This window comes from Ereboglobus luteus, from assembly GCF_003096195.1.
GTDB lineage: Bacteria > Verrucomicrobiota > Verrucomicrobiia > Opitutales > Opitutaceae > Ereboglobus > Ereboglobus luteus.
In genome coordinates this window covers 1,279,154-1,305,002 of the sequence record NZ_CP023004.1, presented here as the reverse complement: position 1 = coordinate 1,305,002, position 25,849 = coordinate 1,279,154, and the positions used below count along the sequence as shown (strand labels likewise).

The following is a 25,849-nucleotide window of genomic DNA, read 5'->3' as shown; positions in this document are numbered from 1 at the left end:
GGTGTTTTTGCGGGGGCAAGGTTACTCCAGGGACAGGTTGTCAATATACGCGTCCTCGAAATTCGGGTGCAGGTTTAGCTCGACGGCCTCGAAGCGTTTTCGCGCGGCTTCCATTTCATCAAGCAGCGATTTGTCGTTTATCGCCAGATACGCGCCGCCGAGTGATGTGTTGCCGACCACCTCGATCTGCTCCGGCGCGAAGCCGGGCAGCAGGCCGCAGCCGATAGCATGTTCGAGTGACAGATGCATGCCGAAACCGCCCGCAAGATAAAGCCGTTTTATATCACGCGCTTTGATACCGAGCACGTCCAGCAACGTGCAAATGCCCGCGCCAATCGCCGCTTTCGCCTGCAGCAATTTCACGACATCCATTTCGGAAATCCACAGTGGTCCCGACGCGCCGTGTTCGTGGATGCGAAACTTTTTTCCGTGCTCATCAACCTCCACGCACACGCCCGCGGGCAGCTTTTCCCGCGGCGCAAAACGGCCGTTTGGCATGAGCAACCCCGCGCGCCGCGCTTCCCATAGAAAATCGATGTAAGCCGAGCCGCACATGCCGATTGGCTTCAGGGGAGCGCTGCTTTCACCGGATCCAATCACGTCGAGTCGCATCTCAAAAACGCCATCGGCATTCACGCTCATGCGCACGCGTTCGATCGCGCCGCGCGCCGCGCGCATGCCGCACGACAATCCCGCGCCCTCGAACGCCGGCCCCGCCGCCGTTGCGCAGCCCACGATGCGGTCGCCCGTTTTTGCGATGATTTCACCATTCGTCCCCACGTCGACGAGCAGTGACGGACCGTCCTCGTAAATCAATCCCGTCGCGATCAGCCCCGCCGTCAAATCCGCGCCAACGTAGGAGGAAAGTCCGGGCAGTAAATGCACGGGCAGCCCGCGCCACGCCAAACCCAGCGCCTCCGCCGAATACACGCGATGCTCCAGAAACGCCGGCGTGAACGGATGCGCGCCCAACGGCGCCGGATCGACGTCCGCCGCGAGATGTTGCATCGTCGTGTTGCCCGCGATCGCGATCGCGCCCACATCCCCTTTTGCGATGCCCGCCCTGGCGCAGGCTTTTTCGATCAACGGCTGAATGGTTTCCGCCATCAACGCATGCTGCAATTCGCGCACCGCCGGCGCGCCGTTCGTGCAACAATGTTGAATCCGCGTGAGCACGTCCTCGCCGAACCTGATTTGCGCATTAAATGCCGATGCGCGCGCAAGCACTTTTCCGTTTTCAAAATCGCACACGATCACCGCCACCGTCGTCGTTCCCACATCCACCGCCGCGCCGTAACGCGCACCCGCGACCAGCGGATCTCGCGCCATCGGAATGTTGACGCGAAAATCATCCACGACCGACGGCTGCTGTTTTAACAACGATCTCGACGGAATCGAGATGACGGCGTTTTCCGCCGCCGCGCCCACCGCTTCCGCAAGCGGCATCCGGCACGCGCGCGCCTGTTCGTGTTTCCCTCCGGCGCGCTCGATTTCGACCAGGCATCCGCTGCACAATCCGCGCCCGCCGCAACGCGTGTTCAACGCCAGTCCGCGTTTTGCCAGAAAATCCGTCAACATGCTTGTGTTCGCGGCGGCAAGATCAGCCGGAGCAAGCGGCAGTTCGCGCGTCTCATCGGCCGCGCGCACATGCAATGAATCGGCCGCGCTCATTTCGACTCCTCCAGCGGCACGGCTTTGATCACGGAGTCATCGGCGGTCAACTGAATGCCGTGATTCGGCGGCACGATCAGAAAACGCTCCGCGTCCCACTTGTCCGGCCCGGCAAACAAATCGCGCATCAGCGACTCGTCGCCCCTCACGTGATCGAACACCCAGCCAAGGCACGCGGCGCATTGCTTCGTGTATTCCACCTGCTCCGGTTTTTCGCCCGCGCCGAGCCCGATGTAGGCGGCGCGATCGTAATGCGCGGTCCAGAGCCGTTCCTGCTCGACCAAATATTCCACGTCCTCCGGCTCGAACTGTTTCGCGTATTCCTCCCGCAAATACGCGTCGCGATCCGGGCCGGGTGGAGCGTGCGCCTTGATCCAGCCGGGGCTATACCAATAGGTGCCCGGGTAATTTTTAAGATATTCCGAGTAACGCTCCTTCGAGCCCAGATAAAGCGTCACGCAATCGTGTGCGCGCGCGATCACGAGCGGACACCGCGCATGCCTCAACCCTTCCACGCCGCGACTGCACAAACCGTAGGCCAGCACGATTGCGTCCACCGCCGGGTTCGCCTCGCAACGCTCCACCGCGGCTTGCAATTCAGCGCGCAAACGCACCGGCTCGTTGTGCAACAACTGCGGCAAATACTCGATCACCTTCACATGCGGCAACCCTCGCGCAAAATGATCCACCTCGTCTTCAAGGACGGAGCAGGCGATCACGGCAATGCGCGGCGAGTTTTGCGGCATGGTAAGAAGCCCGACCATGCCATGACCGGCGGCCTCATCGCAAGGGTTTCATGCAAACAAAACCCCGCCGCCGCAAGCGATCGCGGCGCGGTCATAGTCATTGGCAATGTGCGGGGATTTCCCGCTTCTCGCAAAAAACGCGCCGCTTAATTATTAAACCGGAACAGCGCGACATCGCCGTCCTGAAAGACGTAATCCTTGCCTTCGAGGCGGTATTTGCCGGCCTCGCGCGCGGCGAGCACGCTGCCCAGTCTCGAGAGGTCCTCGAAGCTGACAACCTCGGCCTTGATGAAACCTTTTTCGAAATCGGTATGAATGACGCCGGCGGCTTGCGGCGCCTTCCAGCCTTTTTTGATCGTCCACGCGCGCACTTCCTTTTCACCGGCGGTGAAGTAGGTTTGCAGGCCGAGAAGCGAATAGGATTCGCGGATCAGCATTGAAACACCGGAGTCGTCCACGCCGAGATCCTTCAAAAACGCCTTCGCCTCCTCGGGCGGCAACTCAATGAGCTCGGCCTCAATCTTCGCGGAGATCGGCACATAGGCCGCGTCGTGGTGCGTGCGCACATACTCGGCGACTTTTTGCACGAACGGGTTTTCATTTGCCGTGGCAAGATCGCCCTCTGCGACGTTGCATGCGAAGAGCACGGGCTTGGCGGTGAGCAGTTGGAAGAGTTTCATCATCGCCCGGTCGTCCTCGGTTGCGCCGGGAAGCACGTTGGCGGTTTTGCCCTCGTTGAGATGCGGCACGAGTCTTTCGAGAAGCGCCATTTCCGTGATGGCCTCCTTGTCGCCGGACTTCGCTTTTTTCTGCGTTTTCTCGATGCGCTTCGTCACGGATTCGAGATCGGCGAGCACGAGCTCGGTGTTGATCACCTCGATGTCGCGCACGGGGTCGACCACGCCCATTGTGTGCACGACGTCGGAATCCTCGAAGCAACGCACGACTTCCACGATGGCGTCCACCTCGCGGATGTTGGCAAGAAACTGGTTGCCGAGGCCCTCACCCTTGCTTGCGCCCGCAACGAGTCCGGCGATGTCAACAAACTCAACCGCCGCGGGAATCACGACCTGCGTCTTGGCGATTCTTTGCAGCACGTAGGCGCGCTCGTCGGGCACGGTGACGACGCCGACATTCGGGTCGATGGTGCAAAACGGGTAGTTCGCGGCCTCCGCCTTGCGGGAGCGTGTGAGGGCGTTGAAGAGAGTGGATTTGCCTACGTTGGGAAGGCCGACGATGCCTGCTTTGAGCATGATGTTTTAGGAAAAACGCAAAGCGTCTCGCGCACGGACGGGAAGGGTCAAGCAAATGAATGATTTTTAAAAGCAGGGCGCGTGTTTGCGGCTTCGATTGCTGTTGTTGAATTATCCTGGGATTTTCATTTTTGTCTGTGATCACCATGCGCTGGACCGAGATTCCCATTCACTTCATTGATTTCGAGGGGAGTATTGCGTCCGGAATTCTTGAATACGGTGTGGTTACCCTGCGGGGCGGTCGTGTTGAAAAAACACGCACGCGGTTTTGCCGGGCGACCGGCCGCGTGCGCAATGAGGACGCGGCGATCCACGGCCTCACGGCGGGACTGGTCGCGCATTCCGAGCCGTTTGCGACGGACGGGGAGTTCGCGTATTTTGCGGGATTGCGCGAGGCGGGGCCGCTCGGGGCGCATTTTGCGCACGCGGAAAACTCGCTCATCAAATCCGCGTGGCCCTATTCGCGGCAGTCGCCCGATTTTGCGCGCGGCGGCTCGCATGCAACCGCTGAGTGGGGGCCGTGGATTGACACGGGGCGCTTGTATGCGGAGGTTTTCCCGCAGCTCAAGTCCGGCCAACTGGAAACACTCGTCGCAGCGTTTGGCTTGAAGGCGGAGCTCGACTTGATGGCGGCGGAGCATTGTCCCGAGGGACGGCGGCGCTACCATGCCGCGCTCTACGACGCGCTCGCGGCGGCGTTGTTGCTGGTTTCGCTCGGACGGCGGCCGGAGTTTGCCAACATGACGGTGCCGTGGCTTTTGCAAACAAGCACGGCAAATCCCGAAAAACGCGACGCCATGCGGCAGGAGGAATTGTTTTAAAATGAATACGATTGAATGGAAATGGACCGAGGCCGGCGCCGACGACGAGGGCGCGCTGTTTGAGCTGATCGAGGCGTTTTACATGGAAGACCAAATCGAGCTTCGCCCCGGGCCGGTGCGGACGGCGTTGCGCGCGTTGTTACGCGAGCCGCAGCTTGGGCGCGTGTTTTTGCTGAAAAACTCATCCGCACCCGGGAGCGCGCCCGGTGGTTATGTGGTGGTTGTGTTTTGGCACAGCCTTGAATTTGGCGGGCGCGTGGCGCTTCTTGACGAGCTTTATCTGGCACCCGCCGCGCGCGGGCGGGGTTTGGCGCCGCGAACGCTGGACATGGTGGGCGATTGGGCGCGTCGGGAGGGCGCGGTTGCCGTCCGGCTCGAGGTGAACCATCACAACAAGAGGGCCATGGAAATTTACCTGAAGGCCGGCTTTAAGGATGACAAGCGCGACATTCTCACCCTCATGCTTTGATCAAACCGCGTGGTCTGTATTTGAAAACTGAATACACTGTGCCGCTCAGCCGCGCCGGTGCCAGATGTTGTATTTTAAGATGGCGTAGATGGCGCGAAAGCCGTCGCGCCAGCCGATCTTTTTCCCCTCCGCGTAAGTGCGGCCCGAATAGGAGACCCCGACTTCGTAAATGCGCAACTGGCGGCGCGCGATCTTGGCGGTGACTTCGGGTTCAAAGCCGAAACGGTTTTCCTCGAGGGCGATTTCCTGGATAACCTCGCGACGAAACATTTTGTAGCAGCACTCCATGTCCGTGAGGTTGAGGTTGGTGAACATGTTTGAGAGTGTCGTGAGGAACTGGTTGCCGAGGCTGTGCCAGTAATAAAGCACACGGTGGGGCGCGCCTCCCATAAAACGCGAACCGAAAACAACATCAGCCTTGCCGTCGATGAGCGGTTGCATGAGGAGTGGAAGTTCGCGCGGATCGTATTCGAGGTCGGCGTCCTGCACGATCACGTAATCGCCCGTGGCGTGTTTGAAGCCCGTGCGCAGCGCGGCGCCCTTGCCCTGATTTTTCTCGTGGTAAACAATCTTGGAGACGAGCGGGGCAATTTCGCTTCCGAGCACATCGCGGGTGCCATCGGTCGAGCCGTCGTCAACGACGACGATCTCGATTGGATTCACACCACAGTTGAGCACGGCGTCGACAAGCGTGCGAATGGTCGCGCGCTCATTGTAGCAAGGAATAATAACAGAAAGTGTCCGCGTCATTTTTAAAAATTTCACGCAAATGAAATATATGCGAACGTGTTTGTCATGACTAATAATGCTCCTTTTTCAAAACATGTCGTGCCATTAAAAAACGCGCCGGATTGAGCGGCGCGTTTTTTTTAATGAGGGGATTGTTCCCCCGGAAGCGAAGTGTGGCGGACTTATTGTTTGTTGATTTGTCCGCGTGTCATCAGCCGGCCTGTTGTGGGATCGGTGAGCTGGCCTGTCCAGTTGCCGACGGTCAAAACCAGATTTTCCGGATGCGCGCACTCGATAATGATATCCGTGCGGCGCGGAATGGCGCGCGTCTCACCAACGGGAATCGTGCCCAGGTAATAGGTGATGGTGCTTCCGTCCGGCTGGGGATCCTTTGCGGTGACTTTCACCTCAACCGGGAGGTCCTTCGCGGCGATTGTGATTGTGGCTTCGCCCGCCTGCGCTTGCACCCATGTTTCCTTGGGTGCGGACGACGACGAGCCGCCGTTGCTGAGAAGAACAACAATCAGGATGATTATGCCCGCGATCACGCCAATGATCGCGCCGAGCTTGATGAGGAGTTTTTTGTCGAGCGAGGAGCCCGGCGAATGCGGGGGCACAAACGTGGCCGGATTGCGCGTGACCGCGGCGGGTTCGCCGGGGGCTCCGGAGGCGCCTGATATGGGCGGTGTGGTTCCCCCGGTAAGCGAATCCTTGGCTTCCTTGTCCTTGCTGGTCGAGATGTCCATGCGCCCGTAAACTTCGCGGCTCATCGAGCGGCTGGACTTGGCCTCGCCGTGATGTAGGGCGTTGTAGTCGGCGATGATTTTGTCGGCGGGCAGTTTCAGGAAATTGGCATACGATCGAAGAAAGCCGCGCACATAAATCTCGGGCAGGCGGATGTCGTATTGGTTGGATTCAAATTTGTGCAGATACTCGCCGCGAATCTTCGTGGCTTCCGCGGCTTCGCGGATGGAAACGCCCTTGCGCTTGCGGGCCTCTTCAAGTCGTTCGCCGATTGTTTGCATGTTGGGAGAGTTAAGGAAAAGCGGACTCCAAGGGAAGTGCGAAGTGCAACATAATGCGCGTATTCGCAAGAGTCTGGAGCGCGCAGCGCATTTTTTTGACCTTCCCCGCAGTTTATCTTTGCAACAGGGAGGGTTTGGGGGCGTTTTACGCGCTTTCGACCATGACAATTTATCCAGCCATCGACATCAAGGGCGGGCGCTGCGTGCGCCTCACACAGGGCCGCGCGGACCAGCAGACAATCTACTCGGAAAACCCCGCCGAGATCGCGGCGCAATTCAAGGCAGCCGGTTCGGGCTGGGTGCATGTGGTCGATCTCGACGGCGCGTTTTCCGGGGAGTCGCAAAACCTGGCCGTGGTGCGCGAAATCGTCGCCGCGGGAATGAGGGTGCAACTGGGCGGCGGCATGCGCTCGCGCGGGGCGGTGGAGCGCGCGCTGGCACTCGGCGTGTCGCGTGTCGTGGTTGGCACGCGCGCGGCGGAAAGCGAGGAGTTTGTGCGCGAGCTGGTTGGCGCGTTTGGCCCGAAAGTCGCCGTCGGCATCGACGCGAAAGACGGCATGGTCGCGGTCAAGGGCTGGGTTTCCACGACCGGCACGAGCGCGCTGGCGCTTGCGCAACGCATGGACGCACTCGGCGTGTCCACGCTCATCTACACGGACATCGGCACCGACGGCATGCTGACCGGGCCGAATCTCGCCGCGCAGGAGGCGATGTTGAAAACCGTGAAATGCGGCGTGATCGCCTCCGGCGGCGTGTCGCAACAAGGCGATGTCGGTGCGCTCGGCGCGCTCGCGAAGCGCCACGCCAACCTCGACGGCGTGATCATAGGCAAGGCGATTTACGAAAAACGCGTTGATCTCGCGCAGGCAATTGCGGACGCGCGAGCGTAGTCCGAAGTTCATTCAGTTTTGAAACGAGGCCGGCGTCGGGGCGGTCTGTTTTTTTCGTTATTGCTTCGGGGCGGGGCGGCTCATTCATTTTTGGCTCATTTTTATCAATGGCTTTCAATCTGCAAAAGGTGCTTCGCGCACTCCTGTTTTCCTCCAGCCAGGCACTTTCCATCAAGGACGTGCAGGACATTTTTGCGCGTTTTCACGAACAAGCTCCCGTCGCTGTCGAAAATGACGAGGAGGCACCGCCGCTTACCGTGCCGTCGGATGCCGTCGCAACGGACGCGTCCGCCGATGATATTGTTGAAAATGCCGATGCGTCCGCCGACACGCCTGTCGAGCGTGAACCGGAGCCGGACCCCGATCCCGAGGCGCCTTCGTTGAAACCTGCCGAGCTGCGGTCTGAACAAACAACCGATGAGGCGGCGCAGGATGGCGACGCGCAACCGCTCGCCGATGATCCCGCGTCCTCAACGGCTGCGGAGAGCGGTTCATCCGAGGACACCGCGGAGGTTGTCGTGCAATCCCCGGAGGACTCGGACGAGGAGCTTTACAAAGGCGTGCCGTCGCTCATCACCGCGGCGCAAATTCGCGAGGCGATGGACGCCATCGCCGTTGAACTGCAGGCGGCAAACGACATCTACATTCTCGTTGAGGGTCCCGCCGGTTACCGGCTCATGACGCATCCGCGCTTTGCGCGCTGGATTCGCATTATGCGCGACGAACCGCCCCCGGTGAGGCTTTCCCAGTCGGCCCTCGAAACACTCGCGATCGTCGCCTACCGCCAGCCTGTGACGCGCAGCGAAATCGAGTCGATCCGCGGCGTGTCCGCCGACGCCGGCCTGAACAAACTAATCGAGCGCGAACTCGCTTACATCACGGGTCGCGCTGATTTGCCCGGCCGTCCGTTGCAATATGGCACGACGGACAAGTTTCTCGAATTCGTCGGCGTGAAGTCGCTCGTCGAGCTGCCCGCGTCCGATGTGCTCTCGCCGCGCCAGATCGATGCGTGGTTGCAAAACTCGACGAAGATCACGCCGCCATCCGACGCCGACATGGGCCTGCCGCTCGAAGAGGGTGAGGGTGAGTCGCCGAATCTCGCGGAAGTGAGCGTCGGGGACCAATCGACTCCTCCGTTTGAGGAGGCATCCGCCGAAGAGGCGGCGTCCCAGCCCGATCAGACGGATGATCAACAACCCGCTCCGGCAGACCAGCCCGAATCCGGGGAGCCCGAAAAAACGGAATAGTTTTTCCGCAAACAACCCACAATCATGGACCTCACCCCGTTTCGCGAAAAAATCGACGTCATTGATCGCCAGCTTGTTGAATTGATCAACGAACGCCTCGCCCTGGCCGCCGAGATCGGCAAGGCCAAGCGCAGCGTCGGCGGCAAAATCTACGTGGCCGAGCGCGAGGCGGAAGTGCTGCGCAAAGTCACATCGCTCAGCAAGGGGCCGATTAAAAACGACGCGCTGAAGGCGATTTACTGCGAAATCATGTCGGCGGCCATCGCGCTCGAAAAGCCGTTGCAGATTGCCTACCTCGGCCCCGAATCAACAAACAGCCACCAAGCCGCCATCAAGAAATTCGGATCGAGCGTGGATTACCACGCCATGACTTCGTTTGCGGATATTTTCACCGCGGTGGAAAAAAAGGAGGTCGATTACGGCATCATCCCGATTGAAAACTCAACCGACGGTTCCGTGCGCGACGCGATCGACCAATTTGTATCCTCGGAGCTGAAAATCGTCGCGCAGCTCTACATGGAAATTTCCTACTGCCTGATCACAAACGAGCCGCTCGACCAAATCAAAAAAGTTTACTCAAAAGACCAGGCGCTTGCGCAATGCCGGCTCTGGTTGCAACGCCACCTGCCGAATGTCGAGTTGTGCGATGCGTCGAGCACCGCGCGCGCTGTTCAAATCGCGTCCGAGCAACCCGGCGCGGCGGCCGTCGCCAACGAGCTCGCGTCCGTGCGCTATGGCGTTCCGATCCTGGCGCGCAACATTGAGGACAAGGCGAACAATATGACGCGCTTCTTCGTGATCGGCCGCGAGCCGTCGGGCGCGGTTGGCGGAGGTCGCGACATGACAAGCCTGCTGGTTTTGCTCGACGAAAACGCCGCCCTGCACTCGGGGACGCTCTTGAAAATGGTCGAGCCCCTGTCGAAGCGCGGAATCAACCTTTCAAAAATCGAATCGCGCCCGAGCCGCCGCAAGGCATGGGATTATTATTTCTACATCGACACGGGCGGCCATATTGACGACCCCGAGATGCGCGAAGCCATCGCCGAGATGCGCCAGTATTGCACGATGGTCAAATGGCTTGGCAGCTATCCGCGGTAAAGTTCCGTTGCCGCCCGCGGGAGCGTTGCCGCGCAACGCCCCGCGCGTCTCCAAATCACATCCACTCGACGTGGCCGAATTCGGAAAGGCGTTTCACGAACTTTGAGCGGTCGCCCCATGCGGGCGCGCGGTGGTGCGTCTTGATGTCGCGCATCGCGGGCTCGAAGAAAAACTCCTTTTCGCCGAACGCCGGCTTGAGGTGGTCGAGCCAGGTGGCCTTTTCATCGAACTGCGCGAAGAAGACGCGACCGGCCCACGAGGGTTCGCGGCCTTGGATGAACTTCAGCACAAAAACCTTTTCGCCGCGAACCTCGGCGATGCCGTCGATGAGCACCTTGCCGGGAAGCGCGGACATTGACGGGCCGCGCACGGTGCGGCCAAGGCCGGACATGCGGCGATAGGCCTTGTTGAAAATTTCATACGCGCGGGCGAGCGGCACCTCGAAGTAGTTTTTCGGGCCGGTGTCGCGCTCGACAAACATGTAATACGGCACCATGCCGAGCACGATCTGGCGTTTCCAGAGATTCGTCCAAACCAGTGGATCGTCGTTGATGTTGCGCACGAGCGGGGCCTGGCAACGGATGATCGCGCCGGTGTCGCGAATGCGGCGGATGGCGGTTTGCACGACGCGTGTTTCGAGTTCGCGCGGGTGCGAGAAGTGCGCCATGAGCGCGAGGTGGCGCCCGCTTTTCACGACGCGCTCGAAAAGTTTCAGCACGTCGTCCGCGTCGTTGTCGGTCACGAAGCGATACGGCCACCATGCGAGCGACTTGGTGCCGATGCGCACGCTCAACACGTGGTCGAGCTCGAGAAGCGGTTCGATATAGCGCGAGAGCAGCGAGGCGTTCATCACCATCGGATCGCCGCCGGTGAAAAGGATGCTGTTTACCTCGGAGTGCTGCGTGACGTAGCGGCGGAGGCTGTCGGCTTCGCGGCTGGCGAATTTCAGGTCGTCCATCCCGACGAACTGCGCCCAGCGAAAACAATACGAGCAATAGGTGTGGCAGGTCTGCCCCTGGCTCGGGAAAAAGAGCACGGTTTCGCGATATTTGTGCTGCATGCCGGGGAGCGGCGTGCCGTCCTCAAGACGAGGCACGTTGACCTCCATCTGGCCGGCGGGGTGGGGGTTCATCTTGAGCTGGATGGCGTGCGCGAGCGCGGATTGTTCCGCGGCGGGCGCGTCATCGGCGATGAGCTGGCGCATGGCGGCGAGGTCGTCGGTCGCGAGCATGTCGGGCTGTGGAAAACTGAGCTGGAACATCGGGTCCTGCGGAATCGCGTCCCAATCGATGAGTTCCTCGATCACGTATTCGTTGACACGAAATGGAAGCACCGCGGCGACGGCCTTCATGCCGAGAAGCTCTTCCGTAGAGAGGCCGCTGAGTTGCGGCAGGGAGTCGAGGTCCCGGCGTTGAATAGCCCGATATTTGCGCGGTTGAATGCCCCGGCCGGAGGGCCTTTTTGTCGTGATGTTGGGCGGCGTCATACAATGTCCTTTCTTTTGATAATTGCTGTTGGGCGACACGCGCTGCGTCCCGCGTAAGGACTCTAGTGGCAAAACAAACGTCGCTGCGTGTAATTTCAAACGACTGTCTTTCGCCGTGGGCGAAAAGCGGCTTTGCCTTCGAGTAACACACATTTTGCGGCGCGCGAGAACCGGTTGCCAAGCCCGCATTTCGTTTTTGCGAAGATTTTTTCCGAATCAAATTTCCCCTTGCGCCTTGCGCGCCCGCGTGCCGCCATGTGCGGCTCACAAACAACATCATGATCACACCAGAAACATTTTCCCATATCGAATACATAAAAAAGCGAGCCGGTCATTTATGGAGGTTTCTTTGACGTCGACCAAAAGACCCGCGAAATAGAGGCGCTCGAAGCGCAAATGGGCGCGCCCGATTTTTGGGACAACAACGAGCGCGCACAAAAACACATCGCCAATCTCAACCGGCTCAAAAGCGCGGTCGTGCCCGTCGTCGCCTTTAAGAAAAGGGCGGACGATCTCGACGTGATGGTCGAGCTTGCCGAAGCCTCCGAGGGCGCCGAGCAGGCCGAGTTTGAAAAGGAGCTCGAAACCACCGCCGCCGCGATGGTCGGGGAGCTCGACAAGCTCGAAATCGCCTCCTACCTCACCGGCCAGTTCGACAAAAACAACGCCATCCTCTCCATCCAGGCCGGCGCGGGCGGCACCGAGTCGAACGATTGGGCCGACATGCTTTTCCGCATGTATTCGCGCTGGGCCGAGCGCCGCGGCTTCGAGGTCGAGGTGCAGGACGTGCAGCCCGGCGACCAGGCCGGCATCAGCCGCGCCACGCTCCTCATCAAGGGCGAAAACGCCTACGGTTACGTGAACGCCGAGCGCGGCGTGCACCGCCTCGTGCGCATCAGCCCGTTCGATTCAAACAAGCGCCGACACACCTCCTTTTGCGCGGTGGACGTCGTCGCGGAAATCGATGACGACATCAAAATCGATATTCCCGAAACCGAAATCCGCGTGGACGTTTATCGTTCCTCCGGCAAGGGCGGCCAGGGCGTCAACACGACCGATTCCGCCGTGCGCATCACGCACATCCCGACGGGCATGGTCGTGGTCTGCCAAAACGAGCGCTCGCAAATCAAGAACCGCGCCAGCGCGATGAGCGTCCTGAAAGCGCGCCTCTACGAGCGCCGGCTCGACGAGCAGCGCAGCGAGATGGAAAGATTCTACGGCGAGAAAGGTGAAATCGGCTGGGGCAGCCAGATCCGCAGCTACGTTTTGCAACCCTACCAAATGGTGAAGGACTTGCGCACCGGCGTCGAAACCAGCGACACGCAGGGCGTGCTCGACGGTGACATCGACCGCTTCATCAACGGCTGGCTCCGCGCCGGCAGCCCGCGCCACCGCAACAAGGACATCAAGGTGGACGACGAGTGATTCATAAAAAGGGAAGCGATCCTCCGGGGTCGCTTTCTTTTTTTGACGTTTCACTCTTCCCTCCTCACCCTTCGCGTTTTCTTCGCCGTGCCATCGACCAATCTTATTTTTGCCAACCAGGACGCCCATCGCGCATGGCTCGCCTCGCAAGCCGCGCTGCCCGCCGGATTTCGCGCCGGCACCGCCCGTTTTGAGTTCACCCCCGTCGAGGCGCCGAAACCCGCGCGCATGACGCTCACGCTTATCGTGCTCGACAAACCGACGCCGGATTTTGCCGCGATGTTTACGCGCAACGCCTTTCCCGGCGCGCCCGTCATCATCGGACGCAAACGCCTCGCCGAACCCGCGCTCGGCGCGATCATCGTTAACAACAAAATTTCCAATGTCTGCGCGCCCGGCGGCGTGGAAACCGCGGAGCGCGTTTGCGCGGAAACCGCCCGGCATCTCGGCATTTCGCCGGAGCAAGTGCTGCCCAGTTCGACCGGCGTCATCGGCTGGGCGCTTCCCGCCGATGCGATGATGGCCGCGCTGCCCGATGCCGTTGCAGCGCTCTCGGGCGACTCGATTTTGCCCGCAGCGGAAGGCATCGTTACGACCGATCTTTATCCGAAAATCCGCCGCGCCTCCGTCGGCGCGGGCAGCATTGTCGGCATCGCCAAGGGCGCCGGCATGATCGAGCCGAACATGGCCACGATGCTCGTTTATATTTTGACCGACCTCGCCGTGCCGCGCGACACACTGCGCGCCATGCTCGCGCGCGCCGTCGATTCGAGTTTCAACACGATCAGCATCGACAGCGACACGAGCACATCGGACACCGTCGCGCTTGTCTCGTCCGGAAAAGTTCCCTGCGAGCCGGGCCAGTATGCCGCGTTCGAGGCGGCGCTTGCGCAAGTTTGCCGCGACCTTGCGGAGGATGTGGTGCGCAATGGCGAGGGTGTGCGCCATGTGATGCGCGTCATCGTGAAAGGCGCGTCCGACCTCGAAACCGCGCGCGCGCTTGGAAAAGCGATCGTCAACGCGCCGCTCTTCAAGTGCGCCGTTGCGGGGAACGACCCGAATGTGGGCCGTCTTGTGCAGGCCGTTGGAAAACATGTCGGCGCGCACATGCCCTCGCTCGATGTCTCTCGCATGAGCGCGCGCATGGGCGGCATCGAGATTTTTGCGAATGGCGCGTTCAGGCTCGATCCGGAAAAGGAAACCGCGCTTGTGGCGCATTTGCGCGAGGCCGAGCTTTACAGAAGCGCGCCGACCGCGGACGGCGTGTTTGCGCCGCCGATTCATTACCCGCCGCACGAGCGCAGCGTCGAAATTGAAATCGACCTCGCAAGCGGCGGATGTGAGTGCGCGGTCTTGGGCGGCGATCTCACGCACGAATATGTGAGCGAAAACGCGGACTACCGGAGTTGATACAATATTTATATCAACATTGGTGTGTATAAGCGGAACAGTTGCCCCGGAGACGTCTTTCGCTCTTTGTGCTTTTGACGCGACTGACGTTGCCGGAATTTATTTGTCCTTCACATCGGTCGCGTCGATTTTTTTATAACCTCTCGGGATTTTAAAAAGTGAGTCCTTTTGTTTTTCCTGCGTGATTTCAGTCACCTCAAAACGGGATTTTTCCGCGCCACCCTTCCGGTCGTATTCAACCGCGCGAAGCACAAAGAAATCCTGCGAATAGGCGAACTTCGACCACGCGGCTTGTTCAATGTTGCTGCCAACGGCGTCAACCACGCCCATGCCGGGATATTTGAGCAGGAATTTTCCCAGCGATTTCGTCACCCAAAGCTCCGTGTATTTACCGTCCTGCGCCGTGCCCGTGTATTTCTCGGCATCAATTCCGGCGATTTTTTCCGCATCGTCCGCGGCCTTGAACTGGGTCTGGCTGAAATCAACCGCTATTTGCTCCGCAACCTGGCCGTTAAACCAGTTTATCGTGTAGGCCTTCCTGCCGGGCATGAGCACGGTCTTTTTGCGCTGGCTGTGATCAATGATCGTAACTGCGTGTTTGTCCTTCCGGTTCTGCGCCGCCGACTCAAAACGCAAGAGCTCGCCCTTGGAGTAAAGCGTGATATTTTGCGGTTCGGTGTCACGGGCCAAATCGGTGAATCGCATGTTTATCTTGCCCTCAAATGCGAAAAGCCCGCATGTGAGAAATGAGAGGCTCGCAAGCGTGAATATGAAAAAAATCCTTTTAGTTTTCATGATAATAAATGATTTCATGTTCAAACTATGTCCGAATGCATGCGTGTTCAAACCCAGTCATCCGGCTTGCGCTCAATTAACATTATTTTTCATGTTTAATGTTAATTGAATGTAAACAGGCGGCACAATGCCGGTGCATCACTTTATATAATATAAACGGGATGCTATTTGCAGGCAGGAGCGCGCCCAAAGGGCGCGCCGGGAATGCAAGGGGCAGGCGCGGCGGTTTCTAATAAATCAGCACCGCGCTGGTCTTCACCAAATCGGAAGCACGTTTTGTATCAGCGCGTCGCCGATGCCGATTAGTGCCGCGCCAGTGATCAGGCCCGCGCAAATCGGCTCCAGGCACTCGACCCAGATCGTGTTTCCCTTGGTGTTTGGCGTTTTGTATTTGCGGCGCATGATCTCGAAAAACAGCGCGCCGCACCACATGCAAATGGTCGCGTTTGGCGGCAGCACCACGCCGAGGCCGATCGAAACGGCCGAGAGGGGGAATTTGTTTTTGGTCACTATGCGGATAACCTCGAAGAGCAGCGCCGCCACCGCGGCGATCACCATCGCCATGACCGCCGTCGCCGGCAGGCTGGAAAGCCCCTTCGCAATCAGGTCGGCCACGCCTTTCCATTGAAGCGCGGCGGGCATTCCGAAGGTGTCCGACACCAGCGTTGAGATGCTGCGCACGCCCTCTGAATTTTTTGGCAGGAAAAGCGCGAAGAACAGCGGCGTCGAGGCGAGCGCGCCGGCGGTGATGCCGATCACGTGGCCGATCGCCTGCTGGCGCGGTTTTGCGCCGAGCATGTAGCCGGGTTTGATGTCGGAGAGCAGGTTGGCCGCGTTGCCCGCGACCTCGGCGGTCATGCCGGCGGTTGTAAGGTTTGTCGCCGCGTTGTGCGGCTGGAGCGCGCCCATGGTGAATTGCGTGATCTTGGAAAGCGCGCCGACGGGCGTCCACGAGGTGAGCGCCATCGAGTTGGTCGCGATGATCGAGAGCACGCAGATGAGCGGCACCGCCACGAGCGACAGCACCCAGCTCGCGCCGAAAAACCAATGCGCCATGCTCGCGCCGAGCAGCGCGAACAACGGCACGCCGACGAATGATATCCACAACGGCACCTCGATGTGCTTGAGCACGTCGTGACCCTTTTTCGTCTTTTCCTTCTTTTTAAACAGGTTGGTGAACGCGTTGATGATCATCTTCGGTTTGCCAAACAGGCCCACCATCGAGCCGACCACCATCATTGCGATCGCCCACCAGAGCGACCATTGGTTCACGATTTCGCCGCGATTGAGCGGAAGCAGCGTGCCGTCGGGGCCGACCTTGCGCGTGATGTCGCCGAGCTGGATCATCCACGGCGCGAGCCACACATAATTGATTATCATGCCGATCAGCATGCTTGTCGCGATGCGGATGCCCATGAGCCCGCCGACGCCGATCATGCTCAAGTCGAAACTCACGCGCAGGCCGAGCTCGCGGATGTCGGTTCCCATGATTTTCGGGACCCAGGTGGCGATGTTGTAATAATACTGGTCGACCATTTCGTTGAAGTGCCAGAGCGGCCCTTCCTTTGGATCGCCGGAAAGGCGGAGCAACTTGAACTGGATCAACTTCATCCAGCCCTCGCCCATGACCATTTGCATGCCCGCCGCCAGCACCGCTGCGATCGCTAGCACCTTCGCCTTGAACAAGCCGCTCGCGCCCTCGCCCGTGTAAAGTGTGTCGAGCACGACACCGCACGCGCGCCCCTCGGGAAACGGAAGCTGGTCCTCGTTGATAAAGCGCCGCTTCATCGGAAATGCCACCAGCACGCCGGTGATCGAAATAACCACGTTCCACAACAGCATTTGCCACCAGGGAACGATGTTTCCCGTGACGAGCATGTAGGCCGCGAGCGACGAGATGAACGGCGAGGTCATGTAACCCGCCGCCGTGGCGATGGACTGCATGGCGTTGTTTTCCAGAATCGTGAAATCCTTTGCCAGCCCCATGCGCGACATGACGCGGAACAGCGCAAACGCCAAAATCACCGACGTGAGCCCCACGCCGAGCGTCGAGCCGGTCTTGGCGCCGACGTAGAGGTTGGTCGAGGCGAGGATGCCGCCGAGAACAAAACCCGTGATGCCGGAGCGAAGCGTGAGCTGCGGCATGTTGCCGCGAAAGATGTTTGTGAACCACCAATGGTCCTTTTGCTCGCGAGTCCAGGTGCGGATTTGTTCTTCGTTTAGTTGATGGATTGCCATGGCTTGGTGAGGGATAGTGGAGTGCGTTTGGTCTGAATGTGAAAAGGTTTGCGTTTGCCGGAATTGCCGCCCGAGGGCGAGCACACTTTTCAAATTCGTTTTCCCGTAGGCACCGGGAAGACGGGTTTGATTGGCGGATGGAACCGCATACACAGGGCTCGCACCCCTCGCGACGCGGCAATCCCTGCCCCAAAAAATCAAGATTCCCCGGTGCTGATTCGTTCCGGCGGGGTGTAGTCGGTTGCCGGATCGGGCATGGCGAATTTTTCGCAAAGTTCTTTGATTCGCGTTTTGCACCGTTCAATGCGCGAGTCGAATGTTCCTATTTGCTCGCTCACCATTTCCTTTTGCTCCCGCAAAAAGCGTTCCGAGTCCAGGTCGCCGGGGCGTGTTTTCAATTTGTTTTTATGATGGAGGTCCCCCACCAGCCGCAATCGCTCGACTTCATAACGCCCGATTTGCAATTCGTAGCCCATCACCACCATTTCTTTCAGGGGCAGGCCGTTGATTTTTTCGCAAAGCAGCCGGTTCAGGGTTTCGTTGCTTTTCGATTTTTTGGCATCCTGCAGCATGAATGAGATTCTTATCTCCCTCATGCTGTTGTTTATCTCCTCAATTTCCCGGACACTGAGGCGGTGTGTGTTGAACGAAAGCCAGCGGTTCAACTCCTCCTGGTTCGCCGCCGAGATTTTTTGATCGTAGGGGTTCTTTCTGCAACCGGCGCAAACAAGGAGTATTCCAATGAATAACACCAAAACTGCCAGCGCATGCCTCATGGAATTATCTTTTGTTCATGAAGTTTGGGCGGCTTGCGCGCGCAACCTCATGTCGCCGTTTCGGTGAACCGCGATTCGCGGATTACGGTCACCTTGATTGTGCTCGGGTATTGGAGCTCGCTTTCGATTTTGCGGCGGAGTTCGCGGGCGAGTTCGCGGGCTTGGTCGTCCGAGACGTGTTGCGGCGAGACGAGCACGCGGATTTCGCGGCCCGCCTGGATCGCGTAGGCCTGCTGCACGCCGTCGATGCTGAGCGCGAGTTTTTCGAGACGGCCAAGGCGCTGGATGTAATTGGTCATCGCCTCGGCGCGCGCGCCCGGGCGGATCGCGGAGATCGTGTCGGCCAGAATCACCAGGCCCGCATAAACGGTCTCGGGTTTCACCTCCTCGTGGTGCGCGGCGATGGCGTTGACCACGATGGGTGTCTCGTCGTGGCGCTTCACAAACTCGGCGCCGATTGTCGCGTGGCTGCCCTCGTATTCGCCATCAACCGCCTTGCCGATGTCGTGAAGCAGGCCGGCGCGTTTTGCGATGTTCGGGTCGAGGCCGACTTCGCTGGCGATCATTGAGGCGAGGAAGCCCACTTCGATCGAGTGGTCGAGCACGTTTTGCGTGTAGGAAAAACGGTATTTCAGTTTGCCGAGCAGTTTTATGATCTCGGGATGCAGTCCCGTCACGCCGAGATATTCGACTGCGGATTCACCGGCTTGCTGCACGTTGATGTTCACCTCCTCGGCGGCGCGGTTGACGCTTTCCTCAATGCTTGCCGGATGGATGCGTCCGTCCTTCACGAGGCTGTCGAGCGCAATGCGCGCGATTTCGCGGCGCACGGGATCGAACGACGAGATGAGCACCATCTGCGGCGTTTCATCGATGAGCAGTGTGACGCCCGTGACGGCCTCGAAGGCCTTGATGTTGCGCCCTTCGCGGCCGATGATGCGGCCTTTCATTTCGTCGTTGGGCAGCTGGACAATCGTCGCGGTGATGTCGGCGTTGGGTTTTGACGCCATGCGCTGCATCGTGGCGATGAGAATGCGGCGCGCCTGCATTTCGAGGTCGTGCTCGGAGCGGTCGAGTGTTTCGCGGCGGAGAAGGCGCAACTCGTCCTGGCATTCCATTTCGACCTCCTCGCGCAAAATTTTCTTTATCTCCTCGGCGTCCATTTGCGACATGCCCTCGAGGCGCTTGCGCAGGTTTTTCGACGTTTCCCGAAGCACGTCGCGCGCCTGCTTGGCGGCGGCGTTTTCGCGCGAAAGGCGCTCCTGTTTTTGCTCCAGTTGATGGTCGAGCAACGCGAGTGATTCCTCGTGCGCGCGGATTTCGCGCAATTTGAGATCGGCCTCGATTTCGCGCCGGTCAAACTCGCGCGTCATTTCGGAGCGTTTTTCCTGCATCTCCTCCTCGACTTTTTGCCGCAGTTCATGGGCCTCGACCGCCGCCTCGCGGCGCGCCACCTCGACAAGCTGGTTTGCCTGGTGCGCGGCCATGCGGCGCGAGTAGCGCGTGACCATCCAGGACCCCACCAGCCCGAGTAAAATGCCCGCGACGCCAGCCACGACAAATACCCAAACGGGGCCGTATTCGTCCCAGAATGTCGTGGCTGTTGCGACGTCGGCAAATATCGCGCTTTGTAGTTTCAAGGTGGCGGAAGGTAAAACGGCGGCGGGAAAGTTCAATCATTTCTTGCGCGGGTTTCGGGCCAGCTCAGCGCGATCACTTCGGCAATGCGCGCGCGCGCCGCCTCCTCGCCGTCCAAGGCGAGCGATTGCGCGACCACATACGCCCAGCGATCCGCGCGCAAATGCAGCAACCGGTCGGTCGCGCCGCGCAAAAGCATTCCGGCGTGAGACGCCTCCGTGCCGTCGCTTCCGGCAAACCAATAGGCAAACACGGCCGGTATGGTCGCGGTGGTTTTTGAATCCGCCAAAACCACCTCGCGCTCGATGCGCAGCAGCGTGGCGTCGAGCGTTCCGCCATCGGGTAGCGCGAATCGCTCCCTGCCGCGCCCCTTGATTCGCCATCCCTGGCCGACAAGGCAGACCTCGGGACGGTGAATCGACGTGCGGTCGCGTTCGCTGAGAACAATCGAGAAAAAAACCTGCTCGCGTTGCGGATTGGAAAGACGCGCGTAATTTTTGCGCGCAAAACCCGTGTCCGGCGGGAGCAATTCGCGCTCGACCGCGCTGACCTCGACATCGCGTCCGCCCCACTTGGTTCCCAAAAACACCGGCAACGGCGCCGGGTTCACCCCGTCGGACGCAAGCCGCACGCCGGCCGTCCCGCGCACCGCGACCGTGTCCAGTCGCGCCGTCGCAAACGCCGCGCCCGCCGCCGCCACACACACACACACCGCCACCACCCAGACCGCCGCAACAGACATCCCGCGCGAGCCCGCCGCTTTTAATGCGGTGCGATCCATTGGGTTACACCGTCCTTTTTCTTGTTCATTATCATTATGATATGATTTATCAAAATCGCGTTTTTTAGATTCGCGCATCAACCGCGCCGCGCCGAGCAGCAGCGCGAGCACAATCAAAAACACCACCCAGCCCGACCAGTCGTGCACGCGCCCGCCCGCCGCGTGTCCGAACCATTCGCCGGCCAGCACGATCACGCCGATGCGCGCCACGTTGCCGACAAACACAAACGGCACGCACAACACCGCCAGCGCCGCGCGCTGCCACCACGAGCGAAATCCGAGATACCCGACGAGCAACGCCATCGCGAGCAGCGCCACAAACGACCGCACTCCGGAGCACGCCGCGGCGACATCATATTGAAAATTTCCATCCGGAGAAAACAGCTGCGTGCCATTGCGCACCACGTCGATGCCGGCGCCGTGCGCAAGCGCGCTGACCGTGCCCACCACGCCGAGCCGCAGGTAAAAACCAAGCGTGTCGAGAAATCCAAACGGAATCGCAAGCATCAGAAACCCGAGCGGAAAAACCGCCGCGCGCGACCACGACAAAACCGCGCCGCGCCCGTCTTGTTTTTTGCAACAATCGGCAAGCGCGAGCACTCCCCACGTGAACACCAGGAACGCAACAATCGACACGCGCGTCTGCTGCATTGCGTAACCGGCGACGTGCAGCGCGAGCGCGCCAAGCATGGCGATCACGGGGGCGCGCCTTGCGCCGTCAATTTGCGCGCTTTCCGCATTTCGCGTGTTTCGCCGGAACAGCCACGCGGCCACGACGACGACGAGCGGGCCGTGCTGTGTTTCCGAGGCCGGATCAAACCATTGCCAGCCCCACCACCAGAAGAGCGATTGTGTGTGGATGTAGCCGCGCGTCGCATTGCCGAAAAACTGAAACACAACCGCGCCCGCCAGCGCGCAAACAAGCACGGGCAGCCACGGCGGAACGCAATTGATGCGCAACGATTGTTTCATTGACGCCGCCCATTCTCGCAAAGGCCGCCGCGCTTTGCAACAGCCGGATGTTTTTCAAACCATTGTTATTGCGGCGGGGCAAAACGGCATTGCGGCATCGTTTTACTCGCCCGCACTGAGCGGGCGTGCGCCGCCGGTTCACGGATTTATTTCACATGACGTTTCATTCGCAACGCCCAGTCCATTGCGCGCACGGGCAGCAGCCATTTCAAAAATAAAAACAATTTTGCGTGAGCCGGTCCGTTGTAATGCGCGCGCGGTCTTCGTGCCGTGAGCGCCTTTTCCACGAGTCGCGCGATGTCGTCCGGCACGCCCGCCATGCGCCGCAGCTTCACGCGCTTTGTTTGAAAATCCCCCACATAGGGCGCATACGGTCCCGCGCCGTCACCGGAAAGCACGCGATTCGACACCGCATCCGCGACTTGCCCGAACTCCGTGCGGATGAAGCCCGGACGCACCAGCACCACGCCGATTCCAAACGGCTTTAGTTCGCCGCGCAGTCCGTCGGTTATTCCCTCGAGCGCAAACTTCGTCGAATCATACGCCGCCGACATCGGGCGCGTGATGCGTCCCGCCACCGAGCCGATGTTGATGATGCGCCCGCCGTCTTTCCCCGTGCCGTCCTTGCCGAGTCGTGCCTGCGTGCGCATGACCGGCGCGACGAGTTGCGTGAGCGCGACGAGCGAAAACACATTGGTCTCGAAATTCGCGCGCAACGCCTCAAGTGGAATTCGCTCGATCGGGCCGCGCTGCCCGTAGCCGGCGTTGTTCACAAGCGCGTCGATGCGTCCGAATCGCTCCACCGCCACGCGCACCAACCGCTCGCGATCTATTGCCACATTCACATCGCCCGCGACGGCGAGCGTGCGCGTCCCCGCCGGATCAATCTCCGCGCAAAGCGCCTCAAGTCGTTCCGCGCGCCTCGCAAACACGACGACGTTCGCGCCCGCCTGCGCCATCCGCCGTGCCACGGCCCCGCCGATTCCCGAAGACGCGCCCGTGACGATTCCCGAAGACGCGCCCGTGACGATGACAGTTTTGTTTTTTGGCATGATGCAAAGGATACATTTCGCGGCGCAAAGTTCCAGAACTCATTGCGGCACCTTGTGCAAGGTGTCTCGCCCATCCTGCTTCTGTTTTTCAAACCGGCGCGACTTCGTCGCGTTCGGCGGCAGGAAAGCCGCCACTCCGGCCGCATGCATAAATTCGTGACATCACCTTGAATTGCCCCCCCCCCCCCCCCCCCCCCCCCCGACCACGCCGTCCCTTCAAAACTTACGGGTGCGGGCTCGCGCTGTTTGGTTACGCCGCTTGATTCCCTATTTGCCAAGCTTGCGTAACGTTTAATAGGCGTTTTTTGCTGTTTTTAGTGGCATGATTCTTTCGGATTACTGCAAGATTGTTTGATAATTAACACTGTTATTTATTTTGCCACCGATGGCACTTTTTTCAATAAAATCGGAACCGTTTTGATTATGAGCCCCTCCAATTGTTCAAGCATTTCAGTCTTTTGCGCATCGGTTGGTTGCGCGGCATTCATAGGAGTGGATAATTGTATTTTGGGTAGCATAATGGAAGACGGTCCATATGATATATTATGCGATAATATTTTATGAGTTTTCGCATCGATGGCACAAGCCCTGAGACATAACTCAACATTAATTCTATTTGGATTTGATTTCACCTTGTAAAATGTCGCCCAAGCGCCAATGGGATTTCTATATTTTTCGCGAACAACAACATCGACCGAGCGGGCGGGACTAATCAGTATAATTGCATCCACGCCTTCCGTATTTACAATGCCCTCTTTGAGCATTTTTAAAAACACATCAACGGGATCGGTGTCATCGTGCATGCGTTTAAGCTGATCTTCCGGTAATGTTACAAGGGTTGTTGAATACCCCTTCAGTTCAAGACATTGGCCGATCTCGGCGTTTACTCTGTTACCAAACTCGGGAAACGTCATTCCTGTCGGGGTTCCCCAAACAGCGTTCACTCCAGTGGTTTTCACAGTGATATCGTCCAGTATTGAAACAACGCCCATGCTACTGGGAACGCGTTGGCCGGCCTGGGAGGTGTCGCTCTTGGGCGCTTGACAGCCGGTGATTGATAACAAGCTGGCAAGTAATAATATGGCGGCTTTTTTCATTGTGATTTTTGTGTTAACGATACCGTGAGGGAAAAGCAACGTGTCACTGCAATACAAAAACGCCAGATGGCACATGTGAAGATAAATAAAACCCCCGACAACTCTTATTTTTGATCCTGATCCGGATGCCACGTTATTGTATAGCAGGGGTATGCCTTGTAGAATTCCAACCGCCCTTTGCAACAACACTTGCAGAGACATGTTTTCATTGTTTGATTACGCCGCATGACGACATCCGCGCCCATTCCCTCGCTCGAAGGCAAAAAAATCATTCTCGGAGTCACAGGCTCGATCGCCGCTTACAAGGCGGCCGAGATCACCAGCCAGTTGCGCAAGCGCGGCGCGGAGATTTTTCCCGTCATGACCGCCGCCGCGCAAAAGTTCATCACTCCGCTGACATTGCAAACGCTCGCGCGCAAACCCGTCGCCGCCGATCTTTGGGACGAGGGCAACGGCTGGCAGCCTGGCCACATCGAGCTCGCCGACAAGGCCGACCTCATGCTTGTCGCGCCCGCCACCGCCGACGTGATCGCGCAATTTGCCCACGGACTCGCGCCTGATTATTTGAGTTCAATGTATCTGGTTTGTCGCGCGCCGGTGCTGATCGCGCCCGCCATGAACTGCAAAATGTGGACGCACCCGGCGACCGCCGCCAATGTCGCCACGCTCAAGACGCGCGGCGTCGAATTTATCGGCCCCGAGGAGGGCGTGCTCGCCTGCGGCTACGAAGGCATCGGCCGCCTCTGGCCGGTCGAGGACATCGTCGGGCGGGTCGAATCGATGCTTGGCGCGTCGGGTGGCAAACCGGAATAGGGGAGGGCGCCCGGGCGAGCCCGGGTTTTTTAGGCCGCGGGTTTTGCCAGCAGTTTCAGGCCGACCACTCCGCCGACGATCAGGCACACGCAGAGGATGCGCAGCACGTCGCGCGATTCTCCGAGAAACATCATCCCGACAATCGCCGCGCCTGCCGCGCCGATGCCGGTCCAGATCGCGTAAGCCGTTCCAACCGGCAGCTGCTTCATTGCCATCGCGAGCAGGGCGAAACTGGCGAGCATGAACACAATTGTGACGACACTCGGCCAAAACCGAGAAAACCCGTCCGACTGCTTCATGCCAATCGCCCAGACAACTTCAAAAACCCCCGCGATAACCAGATAAACCCAAGCCATAACTTTTCCTTTCCAAACAATTTCAACTGATGAGTTATGACACCTACGGGCCGGGCGCGATTTGCGCTCAAAAACCCGCCATCGGCATCTCGCATGGCTGTGGGGAACACATGCAAAACAAACATCCCTTGGCAAGCAAATGGAAGACCGGCGTCTGGGGTAAAACCGGCAGGAAGGGATGCTGCCATTGGATGAGGTGCGTCCGCCCAGTTTCATCACGCCTCCATCACAACGGTAGTTTCCCCGCCACGCGTCTTGAAGTAACGCGCAACGGCTCCGGGCGGGTTGGCCCTCAAACCGCGCCGCACAAAGGTTTGCGGCCTTGCGCATCCAGCGCGCACGTCACACAATGTCGCTTGTGACAATCAATTCCGGCATCGTTCATGGCAACCAGGCGCCGCTGTGCTTACCCGCGCTACTCGGCTCTGATTCTCATGCTACTTGGCCCCTTTCTCTGCTAATGAAAATCAACAAGCATCGATCTGGTTTCTTCAAAATTATTACAAAATGATGAAAACTCTATTGAGAATTCTCCTGATTAGCATTGGGCCTTTATGCGCAGCATCCTCCCAAGAGGAACGGCTCGAATACGTATCCATGTTTTCCCTTATTTCATCTCCTGAGCGCTATGATGGGAAATTCATAAAAGTTCGCGGATATTATTTTATGTTTTCTCCATCTCAACAATTTTTATACAATAGCATAGAAGATCACAAGGGAGGAGTAATGAAAAATAGTGTGTGGATTTATGGACTTCCTGACGATGTGCAAATTCCTAAGAAATATGTGGAGAAGGTAGGCAAAGGGCCGTCATTATCAAGAACAACTGGAAGTTACGTGACGATTGTTGGGAGGTTCAAAAGGGAAATTATATATAAAACCAGTTCAATGCCTACAGGCGTTATTGAATTTCTTTGTATGGAGAAAGAAATATAAAATTTGAAAGACTAAATCTAACGATATCAAGTATTAAGGAATATTTTGATATGCAATGAATGGCGATCGAGACCAAACGCTTCATTTTATGAGTATCATGAAATACTATTTTTATTGGTATTGTT

At 58.8% G+C, this 25,849-nt stretch carries 24 protein-coding genes; 9 read left to right on the top strand and 15 right to left on the bottom strand.

Features of this window, described 5'->3' with window-relative positions; all coding sequences use genetic code 11:
- Positions 1-21 precede the first annotated feature (21 nt).
- From CKA38_RS04710 to ychF, 3 genes are all read right to left on the bottom strand, one after another.
- A complete protein-coding gene (locus tag CKA38_RS04710; protein WP_108824459.1) occupies positions 22-1,671 on the bottom strand; it encodes an ASKHA domain-containing protein in 1,650 nt (549 codons plus the stop codon).
- Complete coding sequence (locus CKA38_RS04705; protein ID WP_161554728.1) at positions 1,668-2,417, bottom strand: DUF1638 domain-containing protein; 750 nt, start codon at positions 2,415-2,417, stop codon at positions 1,668-1,670. The genes CKA38_RS04710 and CKA38_RS04705 overlap by 4 nt, the downstream gene beginning before the upstream one ends.
- 146 nt (positions 2,418-2,563) lie before the next feature.
- Positions 2,564-3,670, bottom strand: a complete 1,107-nt coding sequence (gene ychF, locus CKA38_RS04700) for a redox-regulated ATPase YchF (protein ID WP_108824457.1) — start codon at positions 3,668-3,670, stop codon at positions 2,564-2,566.
- Between the two features lie 137 nt (positions 3,671-3,807).
- Between ychF and CKA38_RS04695 the strand changes: the two genes are divergently transcribed.
- Both CKA38_RS04695 and CKA38_RS04690 read left to right on the top strand, forming a co-directional pair.
- On the top strand, positions 3,808-4,491 hold the full coding sequence (locus tag CKA38_RS04695) for a 3'-5' exonuclease (RefSeq protein ID WP_236919256.1): 684 nt from the start codon (positions 3,808-3,810) through the stop codon (positions 4,489-4,491).
- 1 nt (position 4,492) lies between these two features.
- Entirely contained in the window at positions 4,493-4,960 is a 468-nt protein-coding gene (locus tag CKA38_RS04690; RefSeq protein WP_108824456.1) for a GNAT family N-acetyltransferase, read from the top strand.
- A gap of 45 nt (positions 4,961-5,005) precedes the next feature.
- Here CKA38_RS04690 and CKA38_RS04685 read toward each other — a convergent pair whose 3' ends face one another.
- Positions 5,006-5,710, bottom strand: coding sequence for a glycosyltransferase family 2 protein (locus tag CKA38_RS04685; RefSeq protein ID WP_108826416.1), 705 nt, complete (start codon positions 5,708-5,710; stop codon positions 5,006-5,008).
- Between the two features lie 161 nt (positions 5,711-5,871).
- On the bottom strand, positions 5,872-6,714 hold the full coding sequence (locus tag CKA38_RS04680) for a helix-turn-helix domain-containing protein (RefSeq protein WP_108824455.1): 843 nt from the start codon (positions 6,712-6,714) through the stop codon (positions 5,872-5,874).
- Positions 6,715-6,875: 161 nt separating this feature from the next.
- Here CKA38_RS04680 and hisA point away from each other — a divergent pair, with 161 nt between their 5' ends.
- From hisA to pheA, 3 genes are all read left to right on the top strand, one after another.
- A complete protein-coding gene (gene hisA / locus CKA38_RS04675; RefSeq protein ID WP_108826415.1) occupies positions 6,876-7,604 on the top strand; it encodes a 1-(5-phosphoribosyl)-5-[(5-phosphoribosylamino)methylideneamino]imidazole-4-carboxamide isomerase in 729 nt (242 codons plus the stop codon).
- A gap of 107 nt (positions 7,605-7,711) precedes the next feature.
- Positions 7,712-8,851, top strand: a complete 1,140-nt coding sequence (gene scpB, locus CKA38_RS04670) for an SMC-Scp complex subunit ScpB (protein WP_108824454.1) — start codon at positions 7,712-7,714, stop codon at positions 8,849-8,851.
- 24 nt (positions 8,852-8,875) lie between these two features.
- Positions 8,876-9,949, top strand: coding sequence for a prephenate dehydratase (pheA, locus tag CKA38_RS04665; RefSeq protein WP_236919158.1), 1,074 nt, complete (start codon positions 8,876-8,878; stop codon positions 9,947-9,949).
- Between the two features lie 55 nt (positions 9,950-10,004).
- On the opposite strand, the gene CKA38_RS04660 is transcribed toward pheA, so the two are convergent.
- Entirely contained in the window at positions 10,005-11,435 is a 1,431-nt protein-coding gene (locus tag CKA38_RS04660; RefSeq protein ID WP_108824452.1) for a KamA family radical SAM protein, read from the bottom strand.
- Between the two features lie 95 nt (positions 11,436-11,530).
- Positions 11,531-11,770, bottom strand: coding sequence for a hypothetical protein (locus CKA38_RS04655; protein ID WP_108824451.1), 240 nt, complete (start codon positions 11,768-11,770; stop codon positions 11,531-11,533).
- Here CKA38_RS04655 and prfB point away from each other — a divergent pair.
- Both prfB and argJ read left to right on the top strand, forming a co-directional pair.
- Positions 11,714-12,860 (top strand): peptide chain release factor 2 gene (prfB, locus tag CKA38_RS04650; RefSeq protein WP_192881149.1). Its coding sequence is split into 2 segments (ribosomal slippage): positions 11,714-11,785 and positions 11,787-12,860, totalling 1,146 coding nucleotides; the frame shifts between segments, so codons are not numbered across the junction. The two genes, CKA38_RS04655 and prfB, sit on opposite strands and share 57 nt — an antisense overlap.
- A gap of 87 nt (positions 12,861-12,947) precedes the next feature.
- Entirely contained in the window at positions 12,948-14,270 is a 1,323-nt protein-coding gene (gene argJ, locus CKA38_RS04645) for a bifunctional glutamate N-acetyltransferase/amino-acid acetyltransferase ArgJ (RefSeq protein ID WP_108826414.1), read from the top strand.
- A 99-nt stretch (positions 14,271-14,369) separates the two neighbouring features.
- On the opposite strand, the gene CKA38_RS04640 is transcribed toward argJ, so the two are convergent.
- From CKA38_RS04640 to CKA38_RS04610, 7 genes are all read right to left on the bottom strand, one after another.
- Positions 14,370-15,065 (bottom strand): DUF4412 domain-containing protein, encoded by a 696-nt coding sequence (locus CKA38_RS04640; RefSeq protein WP_161554727.1) that lies wholly within the window; start codon positions 15,063-15,065, stop codon positions 14,370-14,372.
- A gap of 255 nt (positions 15,066-15,320) precedes the next feature.
- Positions 15,321-17,303: an OPT family oligopeptide transporter gene (locus CKA38_RS04635; RefSeq protein ID WP_108824448.1), complete on the bottom strand. Its 1,983-nt coding sequence runs from the start codon at positions 17,301-17,303 to the stop codon at positions 15,321-15,323.
- 197 nt (positions 17,304-17,500) lie between these two features.
- Positions 17,501-17,875 (bottom strand): hypothetical protein, encoded by a 375-nt coding sequence (locus CKA38_RS16290; protein WP_236919156.1) that lies wholly within the window; start codon positions 17,873-17,875, stop codon positions 17,501-17,503.
- Positions 17,876-18,126: 251 nt separating this feature from the next.
- The gene (gene rny / locus CKA38_RS04625) at positions 18,127-19,719 is read right to left on the bottom strand and encodes a ribonuclease Y (RefSeq protein WP_236919155.1); all 1,593 of its coding nucleotides are present in this window, start codon (positions 19,717-19,719) and stop codon (positions 18,127-18,129) included.
- Between the two features lie 32 nt (positions 19,720-19,751).
- Complete coding sequence (locus tag CKA38_RS04620) at positions 19,752-21,470, bottom strand: exosortase/archaeosortase family protein (RefSeq protein WP_108824446.1); 1,719 nt, start codon at positions 21,468-21,470, stop codon at positions 19,752-19,754.
- 146 nt (positions 21,471-21,616) lie between these two features.
- Entirely contained in the window at positions 21,617-22,522 is a 906-nt protein-coding gene (locus CKA38_RS04615; RefSeq protein WP_108824445.1) for an SDR family NAD(P)-dependent oxidoreductase, read from the bottom strand.
- 371 nt (positions 22,523-22,893) lie between these two features.
- Entirely contained in the window at positions 22,894-23,619 is a 726-nt protein-coding gene (locus CKA38_RS04610) for a hypothetical protein (protein WP_108824444.1), read from the bottom strand.
- Positions 23,620-23,844: 225 nt separating this feature from the next.
- Here CKA38_RS04610 and CKA38_RS04605 point away from each other — a divergent pair, with 225 nt between their 5' ends.
- The gene (locus CKA38_RS04605; protein ID WP_108824443.1) at positions 23,845-24,432 is read left to right on the top strand and encodes a flavoprotein; all 588 of its coding nucleotides are present in this window, start codon (positions 23,845-23,847) and stop codon (positions 24,430-24,432) included.
- 29 nt (positions 24,433-24,461) lie between these two features.
- Here CKA38_RS04605 and sugE read toward each other — a convergent pair whose 3' ends face one another.
- Positions 24,462-24,788 carry a quaternary ammonium compound efflux SMR transporter SugE gene (sugE, locus tag CKA38_RS04600; RefSeq protein WP_108824442.1) on the bottom strand — a complete coding sequence of 109 codons (327 nt, stop codon included), beginning with the start codon at positions 24,786-24,788 and terminating at the stop codon, positions 24,462-24,464.
- A gap of 597 nt (positions 24,789-25,385) precedes the next feature.
- Between sugE and CKA38_RS15300 the strand changes: the two genes are divergently transcribed.
- Complete coding sequence (locus CKA38_RS15300) at positions 25,386-25,724, top strand: hypothetical protein (RefSeq protein WP_236919154.1); 339 nt, start codon at positions 25,386-25,388, stop codon at positions 25,722-25,724.
- Positions 25,725-25,849: the final 125 nt, after the last annotated feature.